General features: G+C 72.8%; 11 protein-coding genes and 2 pseudogenes. 10 read left to right on the forward strand and 3 right to left on the reverse strand.

Annotation, left to right across the window (positions count from 1 at the left end; translation table 11 throughout):
- Nucleotides 1-348 precede the first annotated feature (348 nt).
- Nucleotides 349-768, forward strand: a complete 420-nt coding sequence (panD, locus tag QA802_RS37300; protein WP_334532377.1) for an aspartate 1-decarboxylase — start codon at nucleotides 349-351, stop codon at nucleotides 766-768.
- A 39-nt stretch (nucleotides 769-807) separates the two neighbouring features.
- Entirely contained in the window at nucleotides 808-1,155 is a 348-nt protein-coding gene (locus QA802_RS37305) for a GNAT family N-acetyltransferase (protein WP_334532380.1), read from the forward strand.
- A 652-nt stretch (nucleotides 1,156-1,807) separates the two neighbouring features.
- Here QA802_RS37305 and gnd read toward each other — a convergent pair.
- Complete coding sequence (gene gnd, locus QA802_RS37310; RefSeq protein WP_319169900.1) at nucleotides 1,808-3,247, reverse strand: NADP-dependent phosphogluconate dehydrogenase; 1,440 nt, start codon at nucleotides 3,245-3,247, stop codon at nucleotides 1,808-1,810.
- 230 nt (nucleotides 3,248-3,477) lie between these two features.
- Between gnd and QA802_RS41795 the strand changes: the two are divergent.
- Nucleotides 3,478-4,192 (forward strand): annotated as a pseudogene (locus QA802_RS41795) (transglycosylase family protein); the annotation flags it as partial.
- A gap of 191 nt (nucleotides 4,193-4,383) precedes the next feature.
- Nucleotides 4,384-4,788, forward strand: a pseudogene (locus tag QA802_RS41800) (M23 family metallopeptidase); the annotation flags it as partial.
- On the opposite strand, the gene QA802_RS37320 reads toward QA802_RS41800, so the two are convergent.
- Nucleotides 4,778-6,064, reverse strand: a complete 1,287-nt coding sequence (locus QA802_RS37320) for a DMT family transporter (RefSeq protein ID WP_334532387.1) — start codon at nucleotides 6,062-6,064, stop codon at nucleotides 4,778-4,780. The pseudogene QA802_RS41800 and the gene QA802_RS37320 sit on opposite strands and share 11 nt — an antisense overlap.
- A 209-nt stretch (nucleotides 6,065-6,273) precedes the next feature.
- Here QA802_RS37320 and QA802_RS37325 point away from each other — a divergent pair, with 209 nt between their 5' ends.
- The 5 genes from QA802_RS37325 (at nucleotide 6,274) to QA802_RS37345 (ending at nucleotide 12,641) form a co-directional block, all read left to right on the forward strand.
- Nucleotides 6,274-7,101, forward strand: a complete 828-nt coding sequence (locus QA802_RS37325) for a (2Fe-2S)-binding protein (RefSeq protein ID WP_334532390.1) — start codon at nucleotides 6,274-6,276, stop codon at nucleotides 7,099-7,101.
- Nucleotides 7,102-7,163: 62 nt separating this feature from the next.
- Nucleotides 7,164-8,315 (forward strand): glycogen synthase, encoded by a 1,152-nt coding sequence (glgA, locus tag QA802_RS37330; RefSeq protein ID WP_334532393.1) that lies wholly within the window; start codon nucleotides 7,164-7,166, stop codon nucleotides 8,313-8,315.
- Between the two features lie 54 nt (nucleotides 8,316-8,369).
- Nucleotides 8,370-9,590, forward strand: coding sequence for a glucose-1-phosphate adenylyltransferase (glgC, locus tag QA802_RS37335; RefSeq protein ID WP_319169905.1), 1,221 nt, complete (start codon nucleotides 8,370-8,372; stop codon nucleotides 9,588-9,590).
- A gap of 115 nt (nucleotides 9,591-9,705) precedes the next feature.
- Nucleotides 9,706-11,028 (forward strand): wax ester/triacylglycerol synthase family O-acyltransferase, encoded by a 1,323-nt coding sequence (locus QA802_RS37340; protein ID WP_334532396.1) that lies wholly within the window; start codon nucleotides 9,706-9,708, stop codon nucleotides 11,026-11,028.
- A 104-nt stretch (nucleotides 11,029-11,132) separates the two neighbouring features.
- The gene (locus tag QA802_RS37345; protein ID WP_334532398.1) at nucleotides 11,133-12,641 is read left to right on the forward strand and encodes an SDR family NAD(P)-dependent oxidoreductase; all 1,509 of its coding nucleotides are present in this window, start codon (nucleotides 11,133-11,135) and stop codon (nucleotides 12,639-12,641) included.
- Nucleotides 12,642-12,799: 158 nt separating this feature from the next.
- On the opposite strand, the gene QA802_RS37350 is transcribed toward QA802_RS37345, so the two are convergent.
- Nucleotides 12,800-13,588: an SDR family oxidoreductase gene (locus QA802_RS37350; RefSeq protein WP_319169908.1), complete on the reverse strand. Its 789-nt coding sequence runs from the start codon at nucleotides 13,586-13,588 to the stop codon at nucleotides 12,800-12,802.
- Between the two features lie 496 nt (nucleotides 13,589-14,084).
- Here QA802_RS37350 and QA802_RS37355 point away from each other — a divergent pair, with 496 nt between their 5' ends.
- Nucleotides 14,085-14,258 (forward strand): hypothetical protein, encoded by a 174-nt coding sequence (locus QA802_RS37355; RefSeq protein ID WP_107103433.1) that lies wholly within the window; start codon nucleotides 14,085-14,087, stop codon nucleotides 14,256-14,258.
- Nucleotides 14,259-14,343 lie beyond the last annotated feature (85 nt).

Raw genomic sequence — 14,343 nt, forward strand, 5'->3', positions numbered from 1 at the left:
CGGGATACGAGGGGCCTGGGCCGGCTGACCCATGGCGGTGCGTAGTCCGACTTCCGGTCGAGCGCCTTCGCTGCTGACTGCCGTCCAGACCGTCCGCGTGACGGTGATCACGGACGTCCTTCGGGGGGTGCTGCGTAGGCTTGGGCCGTCGCCACGGCGGGGTCCGCGAGAGGTGGCGAAGCCCTCCTCCAGTCACCTGACGAGGCGTCAGGAAAGTCAGCGAGTGGTCAGCATGAGTCCTGAATAACCTTTGGACAGCTGCCCGAACATGCGACTCGTTGTAGGGTGTCGAAACAGCCCTTGACCTGCAAAAACGCAGGCAGGGAGCCTACTTGTGGGAGTGCCCCGATGTTGCGTACCATGTTCAAGTCCAAGATCCACCGTGCCACCGTCACCCAGGCCGACCTGCACTACGTGGGATCGGTGACCATCGACGCCGACCTGTTGGACGCCGCCGATCTGCTGCCGGGCGAGCTCGTGCACATCGTCGACATCGCCAACGGGGCGCGGCTGGAGACGTACGTCATCGAAGGGGAGCGCGGCTCCGGTGTCGTCGGCATCAACGGCGCCGCCGCGCATCTCGTGCACCCCGGTGACCTGGTGATCATCATCAGTTACGCTCAGGTGACCGACGCCGAGGCGCGGGCACTGGAGCCGCGGATCGTGCACGTGGACGGTGACAACCGGATCGTGGCCCTGGGGGCCGACCCCTCGGAGCCGGTACCGGGCACCGACCAGGAGCGCAGCCCGCACGCGGTGTCGGTCTGACCGAAGCCGTCAGCGCAGTCACCGCACCGGGAGAGCCCCATGAGCGACATCGAGATCCGCGACGACCGGGCGGCGGGCCGCCTCGAAGCCGTCGGCGACGGCGGTGAAGTCGTCGGCCGTATCGAGTACTTCGTCCTCGACTCGCCCGCTGCCGCCCTGGTGCCGGTGCACACCGTCGTCGAACCCGCGCACGAGGGCAAGGGCATCGCGGGGTCGCTGGCGCGCGAGCTGTACGCCCTGGCCGCGCGCGACGGCGTCCCGGTGGCGCCGCTGTGCCCGTACGTCGTGAAGTGGGCCGCACGCCACCCCGAGGAGGCTCCGGCCGCGGACCCCGGGCTGCTGAGCGCCGCGAAGGACTGGCTGCGCGCCCACCCCGGCAGGCTCTGACCTTCGCGCCCAGGCCCCGTCGGTCTGTCCTTCGGCGGCTCGCGAGCCGGGCGCGCCCGCGATGCGGGTGGCCTGCCGTCGCACGGCGATCGCGGCGATCGGGGCGTGGGCGGCGATCGGGGCTTGGGTGGCGTCACCGGTGGTCCGAGCCGAATGCGGTCCCCGATGGGGCGGCCTGCGCACGGCCTCCGCCGGCCGTGGGCCCCGTCGTCCGCTCGGGCGCCGTAGGGGTGACGGTCGGGCGGGGCCGGCCGGGTGAGTGTGCGGGGCGGGCCCGGGTACGCGGGGGAGTAGTTCCACAGCCAAGCCCCGCAAGCGGCCGGAGGACACGATGAGCGACCCGTACCCCGACCCCGTCCCGCCCGGGCCGACGCCAGGCCCCGACCCGGTACTTCCGGATCCCTTCCCGAGCCCGGTGCCCACGCCCGAACCGCAGCCACCCGGCCCACAACCGCCCGGCCCGGATCCGGCACCGCCCCCGCGGCCCGGGCCGCCGGACCCGTCGCCGTCCCCGATCCCGCCGGGGCCGGAGCCGGTCCCCAGCCCGGAACCCGGGCCGCCCCTGACCTGACGCGGCGGCGGTGGGCGGCCCCGGCGCCGCTCACCGCCGCCACCCGACGGGCCGTTCCCGCACTGCTCCCGGGAACGGCGTCTACGCGTCCACCTCCGAGCGGTCCCCGCCCCACAGCGTGTGGAACGCGCCCTCGCGGTCCACCCGCCGGTACGTGTGCGCACCGAAGAAGTCCCGCTGCCCCTGGGTGAGCGCCGCGGGCAGCCGCTCCGCCCGCAGGGCGTCGTAGTAGGCCAGTGCGGCGGCGAAGCCCGGGGTGGGAACGCCCTGCAGCGTCGCCGAGACCAGCACCTCGCGCCACGCGTCCTGCGCCGCCGCGATCTCCGAGGCGAACGTCGCGTCGGAGAGCAGGCTCGGCAGGTCGGCCCGGGTGTCGTACGCGGCCCGGATCCGGTCCAGGAAGGCGGCGCGGATGATGCAGCCGCCGCGCCAGATCGACGAGACGGCGCCGAGGTCGATGTCCCAGCCGTACTCCTCGCTGCCCGCCGCGATCTCGTGGAAGCCCTGCGTGTACGACACGATCTTGGAGGCGTACAGCGCCTGCTCCACCCGGTCGGCGAAGGCCTGCGCCTCCGCCTCGCCCAGCGGGGCCGCCTTCGGTCCCGCCAGAGCGCGTGAGGCCTCGCGCAGCCCCGCGTGTCCCGACAGCGACCGTGCGAAGACCGCCTCCGCGATGCCCGAGACCGGAACCCCGAGGTCGAGCGCGATCTGGACGGTCCAGCGGCCGGTGCCCTTCTGCTCCGCCTGGTCCACGACGACGTCCACGAACGGCCTGCCGGTGGCCGCGTCCACGTGGGACAGCACCTCGGCGGTGATCTCGATCAGGTAGGAGTCGAGGCGTCCGGTGTTCCAGGTGCGGAAGATGTCCGCGATCTGCGCGGGCTCGTACCCGGCGACGTCACGCAGCAGCTGGTAGGCCTCGCCGATGAGCTGCATGTCGGCGTACTCGATGCCGTTGTGCACCATCTTCACGAAGTGGCCGGCGCCGTCGGGCCCGACGTGGGTGACGCAGGGCGACCCGTCCGCCGCCTTGGCGGAGATCTTCTCCAGCATCGGGCCCAGCGACTCGTACGACTCGGGGGAGCCGCCCGGCATGATGCTCGGGCCGTGCAGCGCGCCCTCCTCACCGCCGGAGATACCCGCCCCGACGAAGTGGAGCCCCTGCTCGCGCAGTTCGCGCTCGCGGCGCCGGGTGTCGGCGAAGTGTGCGTTGCCGCCGTCGATGATCATGTCGCCGGGCTCGAGCAGCGGGGCGAACTCCCTGATCACCGCGTCGGTGGGCTCGCCCGCCTTGACCATGACGACCAGGCGGCGGGGTCGTTCCAGTGCCGCGACGAAGTCCTTGGCGGTCTCGGCCGCCACGAACTCGCCCTCGTGTCCGAACTCCTCCACCAGCGCGTGGGTGCGTGCCGATGTGCGGTTGTGCACCGCGACCGCATAGCCGTTGCGTGCGAAGTTGCGGGCGAGATTGCGGCCCATGACCGCGAGTCCCGTGACGCCGATCTGGGCTGAAGTGCTCATACGGGTGGCTCCTCCGGAGGGTGCGCTCGGTGGCGTGCTGTCATCCTGTCGTCCTCGCGTCCTCGGGTCCAACTTGCCTGCCGGGTTTCCCGACCCGATTCGTTCCGCGACCGGCCCTCGGACGACGGCCGCGCTCCCGGCCGCTCCGGTGCGGCCGGTTGTCGCCTTGTCATGGCCGGTTCGAAGCCCATATTTTTGCCGCTCCTGACGCAATGTCGAGGGGGACCTCCATGGCCGTACGCGGTCGGCACCGCCGGTATCAGCCGAACAGGATCAACCGCGCCTCACTCACCGTCACGGCAGGTGGCGCCGGCATGGCGATACCGCTCATGGGCGCCGGAGCAGCCCAGGCGGCCGACGCCGACACCTGGGACAAGGTCGCCGCGTGCGAGTCGACCAACGACTGGGACATCAACTCCGGCAACGGCTACTACGGCGGGCTGCAGTTCACGCAGTCCACCTGGGAGGCGTACGGCGGCACGCGGTATGCGCCCCGTGCGGATCTGGCCACCCGGGACCAGCAGATCGCCGTGGCCGAGAAGGTGCTCGACGGACAGGGACCCGGCGCATGGCCGGCGTGCTCGGTGCGGGCCGGCCTGAGCCGCGGCGGCGGCGACCCCGACATCCACCCGAACGGCTCGGCGAAGCCCGCCGCGAAGAGCGACAGGAGCGCCAAGAGTGACAGGAGTGGCAAGTCGGCGCGGTCCGGTGGGGCGTCGAAGACGTCCCTGGACGACGTGCGGCCGCAGAGCACTCCTCAGTCGCGGGCCGGCACCGCGCAGATGTACACGGTCGTCCGCGGCGACACCCTGTCCGGTATCGCCGACGAGGAGGACGTCCGCGGCGGCTGGCAGGGCCTGTACGCCGCGAACCGAACGACCATCGGCGCCGACCCCGACCTGATCCTGCCCGGTCAGCGGCTCAGCCTGCGGGCCGGGGCGACGTCCGCCGGCAGCGCTCCGAGCAGCCACGGTAAGCCCAGCAGTCACGGCAGACCCGGCAAGCCCAGCAGTCACGGCGAGCAGCACAAGCAGAGCAATCCGGCCAAGAGCTCCAAGAGCCCCAAGAGCCCCAAGAGCTCCGAGAGCCCCCAGAGCTCCAAGGGCGGCAAGAGCTCCAAGGGCTCCAAGAGCTCCCGTTCCTTCGTGGCTCCTGTCGACGCGACCACTGGAACGCGGTATCACGCGTCCGGTTCGTCCTGGTCGAAGGGCTACCACACCGGGGTCGACTTCCCCGTGGCCACGGGGACGACGGTGAAGGCGGTCGCGGCCGGAGAAGTGGTGAGCGCGGGCTGGGGCGGGTCGTTCGGCTACCAGGTGGTCATCCGGCACGCCGACGGCCGCTACACCCAGTACGCCCACCTTTCGGCCATCTCCGTACGGGACGGCCAGTCGGTGGGCGGCGGTCAGCGCATCGGCCGGTCAGGCTCCACGGGCAACAGCACGGGCCCGCATCTGCACTTCGAGGTGCGGACGGGGCCCGGCTTCGGATCGGACGTCGACCCGGTGGCCTACCTGAGGGCCGGCGGCGTCAGGATTTGACCCGCACCCGGTGCCGGTCCACCGAGACCGGCGCCGGGATGTGCAGCCCCCCGTAGAGCGGGGTGTAGAACGAGGGCGGCACGGCGGGCGGCACGGCAGCCGCCTGCCCGGAGAGCGCGTCCTCGTGTCGGTCGTCGAAGTCGAGATCGCGGTCGTCGTCGTGGGGGCCGTCGCCGTAGCGGTCGTCCGCCCGGTGTGTGTCGCCGTCGGCCAGGGAGGCCGCCATCAGGCGGTCCGTGCCGGACACGACCGCGGTCCTCGACTCCACCGCCGCTGCCGGCGTCGACGCCGCGGCGGCCTCCAGGACCACGGCCGGCGCCGGGAGGACAGCCGTGACGGCGCCGGACTGCCGGCGCGCGGCCGGCACATCCGTCGTCGTCGCAGGCTCAGGCGCCGCCGTTACCGACTCAGGCGCAGCCGCAGGCTCAGGCGCAGCTACCGGCTGCTCGCTGTGCAGGCGCTCCGTCGTGAGCAGGATCAGTCCGCCCGCCGCCACCACACCGCAGCCCAGCGCGAGCACGGTGCCCGTGGTGCCGTACCGGAAGGTCTCGCCGAACATCGTGATGCCGACCGCGGCCGCCACCACCGGGTTGACGACGGTCAGCGTGGCCAGTGGCGCGGCGAGGCCCGCGCCCCGGTAGGCGGCCTGGGAGAGCATCATGCCGGACGTGGCCAGCACGCCGATCACGGCCAGCGAGGGGACGTCCGCCGCCGAGACGCCGTCCGTCCAGTCGACCGCGACGGTCTTGGTGAACACCGACGACATGCCGAACGCGATGCCCGAAGCGGTCGCCAGCAGCATGCTGCGGACCGCAGGGTGACGGTGCGCGGCCCGTCCGGCGATCATCAGCGCCACCACCGCGCCCGCGGTGAACACGGCCACCGTGATCCGCTGCGGGGTGCTCAGCGACTGCGCGTCGGACGCCCCGACCAGGGACAGCAGACCCGCGAGACCGACCGTCGCCATGATCGCGCCCCGCCAGGCCGTCGCCCCGGCCCGGCGGCCGACGAACAGCGCGGCCATGGGCAGCGCGAACACGATCGTCAGCGCGCCCAGCGGCTGGACCAGGCTGAGCGGGCCGTAGGCGAGCGCCACCACGTGCAGGAGTCCGCCGAGACCGTTCAGCGCGACCGCGGCCCACCAGCCCGGGCGGCGCAGCGGAGCGTATTCCTCGTCGGGCGAGGACACCGCGACCTGCTCCTGCACGATCGCCCCGGCCGCGTACGCGACAGCGGAGACGAGCGACAGGACCACGGACAACGCGAGGGCGCTCATGAGCTGCTCCTCTGCGTGAGGCGGGGGCACTCGGCCCGGCGCGGCGAACGGTCGGCTCTCATAACCAACACGATGCCTTGTCGATCTGTTCCCGTCGTCGTCCCTGAGCACGCATTGGGTCCTACTGCCGATGGAGTACGACGGGCCCTGCGTCCTCCCTCAGGCGGGTGACGGACCAGGGATCCCCCTGACCCCGGCCCCTACCCGCCTTGGTACTACTGCACTTCGTGGACCTCGACCCCGAACTCGCCCTGCTCCGCCCGCTGGGCGGCTTCTTCACCCTGCGCACCCCACTAGGGAGCCCAGGAGAGCCCGACCGGCCCCTGCCCACCCTCGAGCAGGCCTACGTGCTGGCTCCTGCGCAGGCCCTGACAAAAGCTCCAGGTCGTTCCGGAGCGGGCCTTCACGACGATCCGCTGGCCTTTCGTGTCCGAAAGGTGACCCGCGCGCTGCGGGCCCCCGAGGAGCGGATCGGCGCGTCGGTGGCGCAGCAGGGGCTGGCGGCCCGGCTGTGGTCGGTCGCCCTGGGCTGTGCCGCCCTGTACGGGCGCGTTCCCGACCTCGCCCCCGGGTTGCTGCGCTGGGACCCGGACGCGGGCGCTCCGGACGACCTGTGGCTGACGCGGGTGCGGGCCCGTCCCGAGGGCCCGGCGGGCGTGCCTCGCACCGTGGCCGAGGCCGTGGCGGTGACCGTCCTGGAGGATCACCTCGAACCCCTCGCCTCGGCCCTGCGCGCCCGCTGTCCGGTCGCGCCCGGCCTGCTGCGCGGCAACGCCGCCTCCGCCCTGGCCGCGACGGCCCGTCTGCTGGGCCGGTGGGCGGACGAGCACAGCCGTCCCGACGTCGCCGCACGCACGCGTGCTCTCACCGCGGCGCTCCTCGCCCACCCCCTCCTCGCGGACACCGGCACGCTGTCCGACGGCGTCTTCCGCCGCCGCAGCTGCTGCCTGTACTACCGGGTCCCCGGCGGTGGCCTCTGCGGCGACTGTTGCTTCACACGGCCCCCGCGCTCTTCCCCGCGCCACCCGTCTGGGTGACCATGAAGGGAGTCGGCTGCCGAGACCGGCCGCCGAGACTGGCCTGAGACTGGGGGTTCCGGGTGCGAGTAGGCCTGCTGACCCGGGAGTATCCCCCGGACGTGTACGGCGGCGCGGGCGTCCATGTGGAGTTCCTCGCCCGCGAGTTGCGCCGGCTGATCGACCTCGACGTGCACTGCTGGGGCGAGGGCCGCACGGACGGGGTACGGCGCCACCGGCCGTGGTCCGCGCTGGACGGCGCCAACGACGCGCTGCGCACCTTCTCGGTCGACCTCGCGATGGCGGCCGCCCTCGAAGGGCGTGAACTCGTCCACTCCCACACCTGGTACGCGAACCTCGCGGGTCATCTCGCCAAGCAGCTGTACGGCGTCCCGCACGTGGTGACCGCGCACTCGCTGGAGCCGCTGCGGCCCTGGAAGGCCGAGCAACTCGGCGGCGGCTACGCCTTGTCGAGCTGGGCCGAGCGGACCGCGGTGGAGGCCGCCGACGCGGTGATCGCCGTCTCCGGCGCGATGCGCGAGGACATCCTCGCCTGCTATCCCTCGCTCGCCCCGGACCGGGTCCACGTCGTGCACAACGGCATCGACACGGTGCTCTACCGGCCCGACCGGGGCACGGACGCGCTCACCCGGATCGGCCTCGACCCGGACCGGCCGTTCGTGCTGTTCGTCGGCCGGATCACCCGGCAGAAGGGCGTGCCCCATCTGCTGCGCGCGGTACGGGACATCGATCCCGCGGCGCAGGTCGTGCTGTGCGCGGGGGCCCCCGACACCCCCGAGATCGAACAGGAGTTCCGCGACCTCTTCGCCGAACTGCGCGCATCCCGCGACGGGGTGCACTGGATCCCGAAGATGCTGCCGCGCCCCGAGGTGATCCAACTCCTCACGCACGCCGCCGTGTTCGTCTGCCCGTCGGTGTACGAACCGCTGGGCATAGTCAACCTGGAGGCGATGGCCTGCGGGACCCCGGTGGTCGCCTCCCGGGTCGGCGGGATCCCCGAGGTCGTCGAGGACGGGGTGACGGGCCGGCTCGTGACCGTCGACGAGGATTTCGAGGCGAACCTCGCGGGCGCGCTGGACGAGATCCTCGGCGACCCGGCGGCCGCGGCGCGGATGGGCGAGGCCGGGCGGGCCCGTGCGGTGGGGGAGTTCGGCTGGGACGCAGTGGCCCGGCGGACGGTCCGGTTGTACGAGGAGATCGTCGAACAGGCGTAGGGAGCCCCGCGCCGGGGCAGCCATGGGTATCCGACCAGGGTGAGGAGAGCGGCCATGCGGCGTGGAGGACCTTCGGTGCTCGGGATCGTGCTGGCGGGCGGTGAGGGCAAACGGCTGATGCCGCTCACCGCGGACCGGGCCAAGCCGGCGGTCACGTTCGGCGGCACCTACCGGCTCGTCGACTTCGTCCTGTCCAACCTCGTCAACGCCGACATCCTGCGCATCTGCGTGCTGACGCAGTACAAGTCGCATTCGCTGGACCGGCACATCACGACGACGTGGCGCATGTCGAGCCTGCTGGGCAACTACGTCACCCCGGTGCCGGCCCAGCAGCGGCTCGGGCCGCGCTGGTACCTCGGCAGCGCCGACGCCATCCTGCAGTCGCTGAACCTGATCTACGACGAGCGGCCCGAGTACGTGGCCGTGTTCGGCGCCGACCACGTCTACCGCATGGACCCGCGGCAGATGCTCGCCCAGCACATCGAGAGCGGCGCGGGCGTCACGGTGGCGGGGATCCGCGTGCCGCGCGGCGAGTCCTCCTCGTTCGGGGTGATCACCCCCGGTTCGGACGGCCAGACGGTCGAGCGTTTCCTGGAGAAGCCGGCCGACCCGCCGGGGCTCGCCGACGACCCGGAGTCGGTGTTCGCGTCGATGGGGAACTACATCTTCACCACCAAGGCCCTCATAGAGGCGCTCCAGCGGGACGCCGAGGACGAGTCGTCGGTGCACGACATGGGCGGCTCGATCCTGCCCCAGCTCACCGAACGCGGCGAGGCCGGGCTGTACGACTTCAGCGAGAACCACGTCCCCGGCGAGACCACCCGGGACCAGGGCTACTGGCGCGACGTCGGCACGCTCGACGCGTACTACGACGCCCATATGGACCTGATCGCCGAACGCCCCGCGTTCAACCTGTACAACCGCAGCTGGCCGATCTACACCCACTCGGGCCAGCTCTCCCCGGCGCGTTTCAACGCGGGCGGCATCGCCGGTGAGTCGATCATCAGTTCGGGGTGTCTGATCCGCGGTCAGGTGACCCGGTCGGTGCTGTCGCCGGGCGTGGTGGTCGACCCGGGGGCGGTCGTCCAGGGCTCGATCCTGCACGACAACGTGCACATCGGCCGGGGGGCCGTGGTGCGCGGGGCGGTCCTGGACAAGAACGTCGAGGTCCCCCCGGGTGCGACCATCGGCGTGAATCCGGAGCGGGACGCGGAGCTGTACACCGTGTCCCCGGGCGGGGTGATCGCCCTGGGCAAGGGCTGCCAGGTGTCATGAACTTAATCGGATGTTAACTGTGCGTAGCCTGATCGTGCTTGACCGTAATCACCTCCGAGGGGTTGACTGACTCCACACCCGTCCTCCACACCCGTCCTCGACGCGAGGCAAGTCCGTGACTGCTGATGATCTGCTGGCCCCCCTCGACCTGGCGTTCTGGAACCTCGAGTCGGCCGAGCACCCCATGCACCTGGGCGCGCTCGGCGTCTTCTCGGCGCACTCGCCCGCCGCGGGCGCCCACGCGGCCGACCTGCTCGCCGCCCGGGCGGCGACCGTCCCCGGGCTGCGGATGCGGATCCGGGACGTGTGGCAGCCGCTCGCCTTCGGGGGAGCCGTGCGTGAGGCCGACCCGGACTTCGACCCCCGCCACCACGTCCGTCTGCACGCCCCCGCCGCCGACTTCCAGAGCGCCGCCGGGCGCCTCATGGAGCGGCCCCTGGAGCGCGGCCGTCCGCCCTGGGAGGCGCACGTCCTGCCGGGCGCGGACGGCGCCTCGTTCGCCGTCCTCTTCAAGTTCCACCACGCCCTCGCCGACGGTCTGCGCGCCCTGACGCTGGCCGCGGCCGTCCTCGACCCGATGGACCTGCCCGAGCGCCGGCCCCGCCCGACCGAGCCCGCCCGGGGATTCGTCCCCGACGTGGACCGGCTGCGCGGGCTGCTGCGCGGGGCCGTCTCCGACGTGGGCCGCGCCCTCGACATCGGGGCCTCGCTCGCCGTCTCGGGCCTCGGCGTGCGCTCCAGTACGGCGCTCACCGCCGCGCCCAGCGGCACCCGCCGCACCGCCGGCGTCGTCATCGACCTCGACGACGTGCACCGGATCCGCAAGGTCGCCGGCGGCACCGTCAACGACGTCCTGATCGCGGTCGTCGCCGGAGCGCTGCGCCGCTGGCTCGACGAGCGCGGCGACGGCAGCGCGGGCGTACGGCCGCGCGCCCTGATCCCGGTCTCCCAGCGCCGCCCGCGCACCGCCCACCCGCAGGGCAACCGGCTCTCCGGGTACGTGGTGCGGCTGCCGGTCGACGACCCGGACCCGCTCGGCCGGCTCGCCCACGTCCGCACCACCATGGACCGCAACAAGGACGCCGGGCCGCACAGGGGCGCGGGCGCCGTCGCCCTGCTCGCCGACCACGTCCCGGCCCTCGGCCACCGGCTCGGCGGGCCGCTCGCCGGCCAGGCCGCCCGGTTCTGGTTCGACATCCTCGTCACCAGCGTCCCGCTGCCCAGCCTCGGCCTGAAGCTCGGCGGGAACCCGGTCGACGAGGTCTTCCCCTACGCGCCGCTGGCCCGCGGCCAGGCCCTCGCCGTCGCGGTCTCGACCTACCGCGGCAGCGTCCACTACGGGCTGGTCGCCGACGCCGAGGCGGTCCCCGACCTCGACCTGTTCGCCCACGCGCTGACCGCCGAGGTGGAGACGCTCATCACGGCCTGCGGCCCTTGACGGGAACGCGTTTGGAGGAGAGGCGCGGCGCTCCGTAAAATTCCCCCTTCGTACGGCGGGCGCGGTCGGAGCGCCGCCCGGGTGAGCAGGGAAGCGGCAGCGCGATGACGGTGACAGAGGACAACTCGGCGGCGATCACCGAGGAGGCCGTGGACACGGTCGTGCACGGGCCCGGCGTCGATCCCGAGCGGCTCGCCGTCTGCCTCGGGGTGCTGGAGGAGCTCGACAAGCTCGACGTGGACCACCCGGACGCCATCGCCGTGCGCCGGGCCACCGCGGGCGTCTACCGCACGGTCAAGCAGCGCCGCCGCCAGGAGCGCCGGGCCGCCAAGACCGCCCACGACAAGACGGTCACCGAAGCCACCGCGACCGGCTCCGCCCAGCGCATCGACGACGAGACCGAGGGCATCCTGCCGTCGTCCGTCACCGAGGAGGGCCGGATCGCCGGGATACTCCAGCGCCCGCGCTCCTGCTACACCTGCAAGACCCGGTACGTCGAGGTCGACTACTTCTACCACCAGCTCTGTCCCGAATGCGCCCGCCTGAACCGCGACAAGCGCGACGTGCGCGCCGACCTCACCGGCAAGCGCGCGCTGCTCACCGGCGGCCGCGCCAAGATCGGCATGTACATCGCGCTGCGGCTGCTGCGCGACGGCGCGCACACCACGATCACCACGCGCTTCCCGAAGGACGCCATCCGCCGCTTCAAGGCCATGGACGACTCGGCCGACTGGATCCACCGCCTGGAGGTCGTCGGCATCGACCTGCGCGATCCGGCGCAGGCCGTGGCCCTCGCCGACCAGGTCGCCGCGGCGGGTCCGCTCGACATCCTCATCAACAACGCCACGCAGACCGTGCGCCGGCTGCCCTCCGCGTACGCCGCTCTGGTGGGCGGCGAGAGCGCCCCGCTGCCGGCCGGCGAGCTGCCCGCCCACCACGTCATCGGCGCGTTCGGCTCCGGCGCCGTCGACGGACTCGCCGCTCTGCCGGTCGGGGCCAGTGCCCTGGACGCGCAGAAGGTCGCCGACCTCGCCCTGGTCGCGGGCAACGCCAGCGTCGCCCGGCATCTCGACGGCACGGCCATCGACGCGGGCGGTCTGGTCCCCGACGTCGTCGACACCAACACCTGGGTGCAGACCATCGAGCAGATCTCCCCGGTGGAGCTGCTGGAGACCCAGCTGTGCAACTACACGTCGCCGTTCATCCTGATCAGCAAGCTCCGGCCGGCCATGGCAGAGGCCGCCGCGAAGGCCGGGAGCGGGCGCGCGTACGTCGTGAACGTCTCCGCGATGGAGGGCGTCTTCGGCCGCGGCTACAAGGGCGCCGGGCACCCGAACACGAACGCCGCCAAGGCCGCCATGAACATGGTGACCCGCACCAGCGCCCAGGAGATGTTCCAGACCGACGGCATCCTCATGACCTCCGTCGACACCGGCTGGATCACCGACGAACGCCCGCACTACGACAAGCTGCGCCTCGCCGAGGAGGGCTTCCACGCCCCGCTCGACCTGGTGGACGGCGCGGCCCGGGTCTACGACCCTGTCGTGCGGGGCGAGGCCGGCGAGGACGTGTACGGGGTCTTCCTCAAGGACTACGCGCCGGGCAAGTGGTGACCGGGGGAACGTGCCGGTGAGGCGGAGCCGGTGGTCCGCGGTCCGCGTAAGCGGAGGGTCACCGGCTCCGCCGGGCGGCTGGATGCGCGGTACGGCGCGGGCACGGGGTGCGGGCGGGGCGTGGGTGACCGTTCGGGCCGGGCGGCACGCGCCGGACGTCACCCGGGCTCGGGCCCGGCCCCGGGTTCCTGATGTGCGGTGCGTGCCGCCCGCACCCGCGTGCCGCCGTCCACCAGCAGGTCCGCGCCCGTGATCCACCGGGCGTCGTCCGAACACAGCCACAGCACCGCCCGGGCCACGTCCTGCGGCTCGCCGATGCGTTGCAGCGGAAGCTCCCGTGCGACGGCCCGCTCCCTCGGCTCCCACACGAACCGTGCCATCTCGGTGCGGACGAGGCCGGGGGAGACGGAGTTCACCCGCACCGCCGGGCCCAGCTCGCCCGCCAGCTGCTGCGTGAGGTGCAGCAGGGCCGCCTTGCTGGTGCCGTAGGCGCCGACGCCCGGTCCCACATGGCCCGCGCCCTCCGTGCAGACGGTGACCACGGCCCCGCCGTGCTCGCGCATCCAGCCGTGCCACGCGCACTGCACCAGCCGCAACGGGGCCTCGACGTTGACGGCGAACGCCTCCCGCCAGACGTCCGGGTCGGCGTCCATGAGGGGGCCGTACGGCTGATTGGTCGCCGCGTTGTTCACCAGGACGTCCAGCCGCCCGAACGTGCGCAGGCACAGGTCGGTGAGCTCCTCGGGATGGCCGGGATCCGCGACGCTCCCGGCCAGCCCCACCCCGCCCAGCTCGGCGGCGGCGCGCCGTACCTCGTCGGGGTCGCGTGCGCTCACGCACACCCGCGCCCCGGCGTCGCGCAGCGCCCGGGCCACCGCCCATCCGATGCCCCGAGTGCCCCCGGTGACGAGGGCGGCCCTGCCGCGCAACCCGTACGACGACGTCATCGGCGTACGGTCTCACGGCCCGCGCTCAACCGACAGGCCCAGGAGGGGAGTTGCACGTCGTGCGCCCCCGCCGCCGCCGGGCGGCGCGGGAAGCGTGCCGCCTCCGACTGGCATCCGGCCGGTGCGAGGGTCCGGGAGGGGTGTTCGGCGACATACGCCGTCCGGGTGAACTCAAAGGGCGTGCCGGCGGTGAAAAGGGTTCAAATCACTTGCGAGGGCTCGGGGGTGGAGCGCCACGGTTGTGTCAAATCTTGGGGCCCTATCGAGCGGCACCCCGCTCATTTGGTTAATGTGTAGCGGACGGACAGCAGGACGGAGTGCCACCCACACCCATCGTCCGTCTGGGACAAGCCGGTTCACCACGGCCAGCTCTCCTGGGAGTCACCGGCGCCACCGTGTCGCCACCGACTCCAGCAAGACCCGAGGGAGCGTTCAGCGCCGGACCGCAGACTGGCCGGCACGCCCCGAGGGTGACCCGACACATAAGGAGTGCGCGGTGACACCGGAGAAGACGAATCGCGAGCAACGCCCCAAGGAACGCACGGAGCGGGCCGGCCGCAGGCCCGGCGAGATCGGCAGCCTCGACGTGTGGGCCCGCTCCGCCCCCATCCGCCTGGCCGGCTACGAGGACGACCTGGCCGAGGACCACATCCTGCCCAGCGTCGACTGACCCCACGGGCCGCGCTGTCGCGCGACCGCCGCCGCATGGGCGTGCGCCCACACCCGAGCCACGCCCATGCCGCCCCGCCCCGCCC

Source organism: Streptomyces sp. B21-105, assembly GCF_036898465.1.
Lineage (GTDB): Bacteria > Actinomycetota > Actinomycetes > Streptomycetales > Streptomycetaceae > Streptomyces.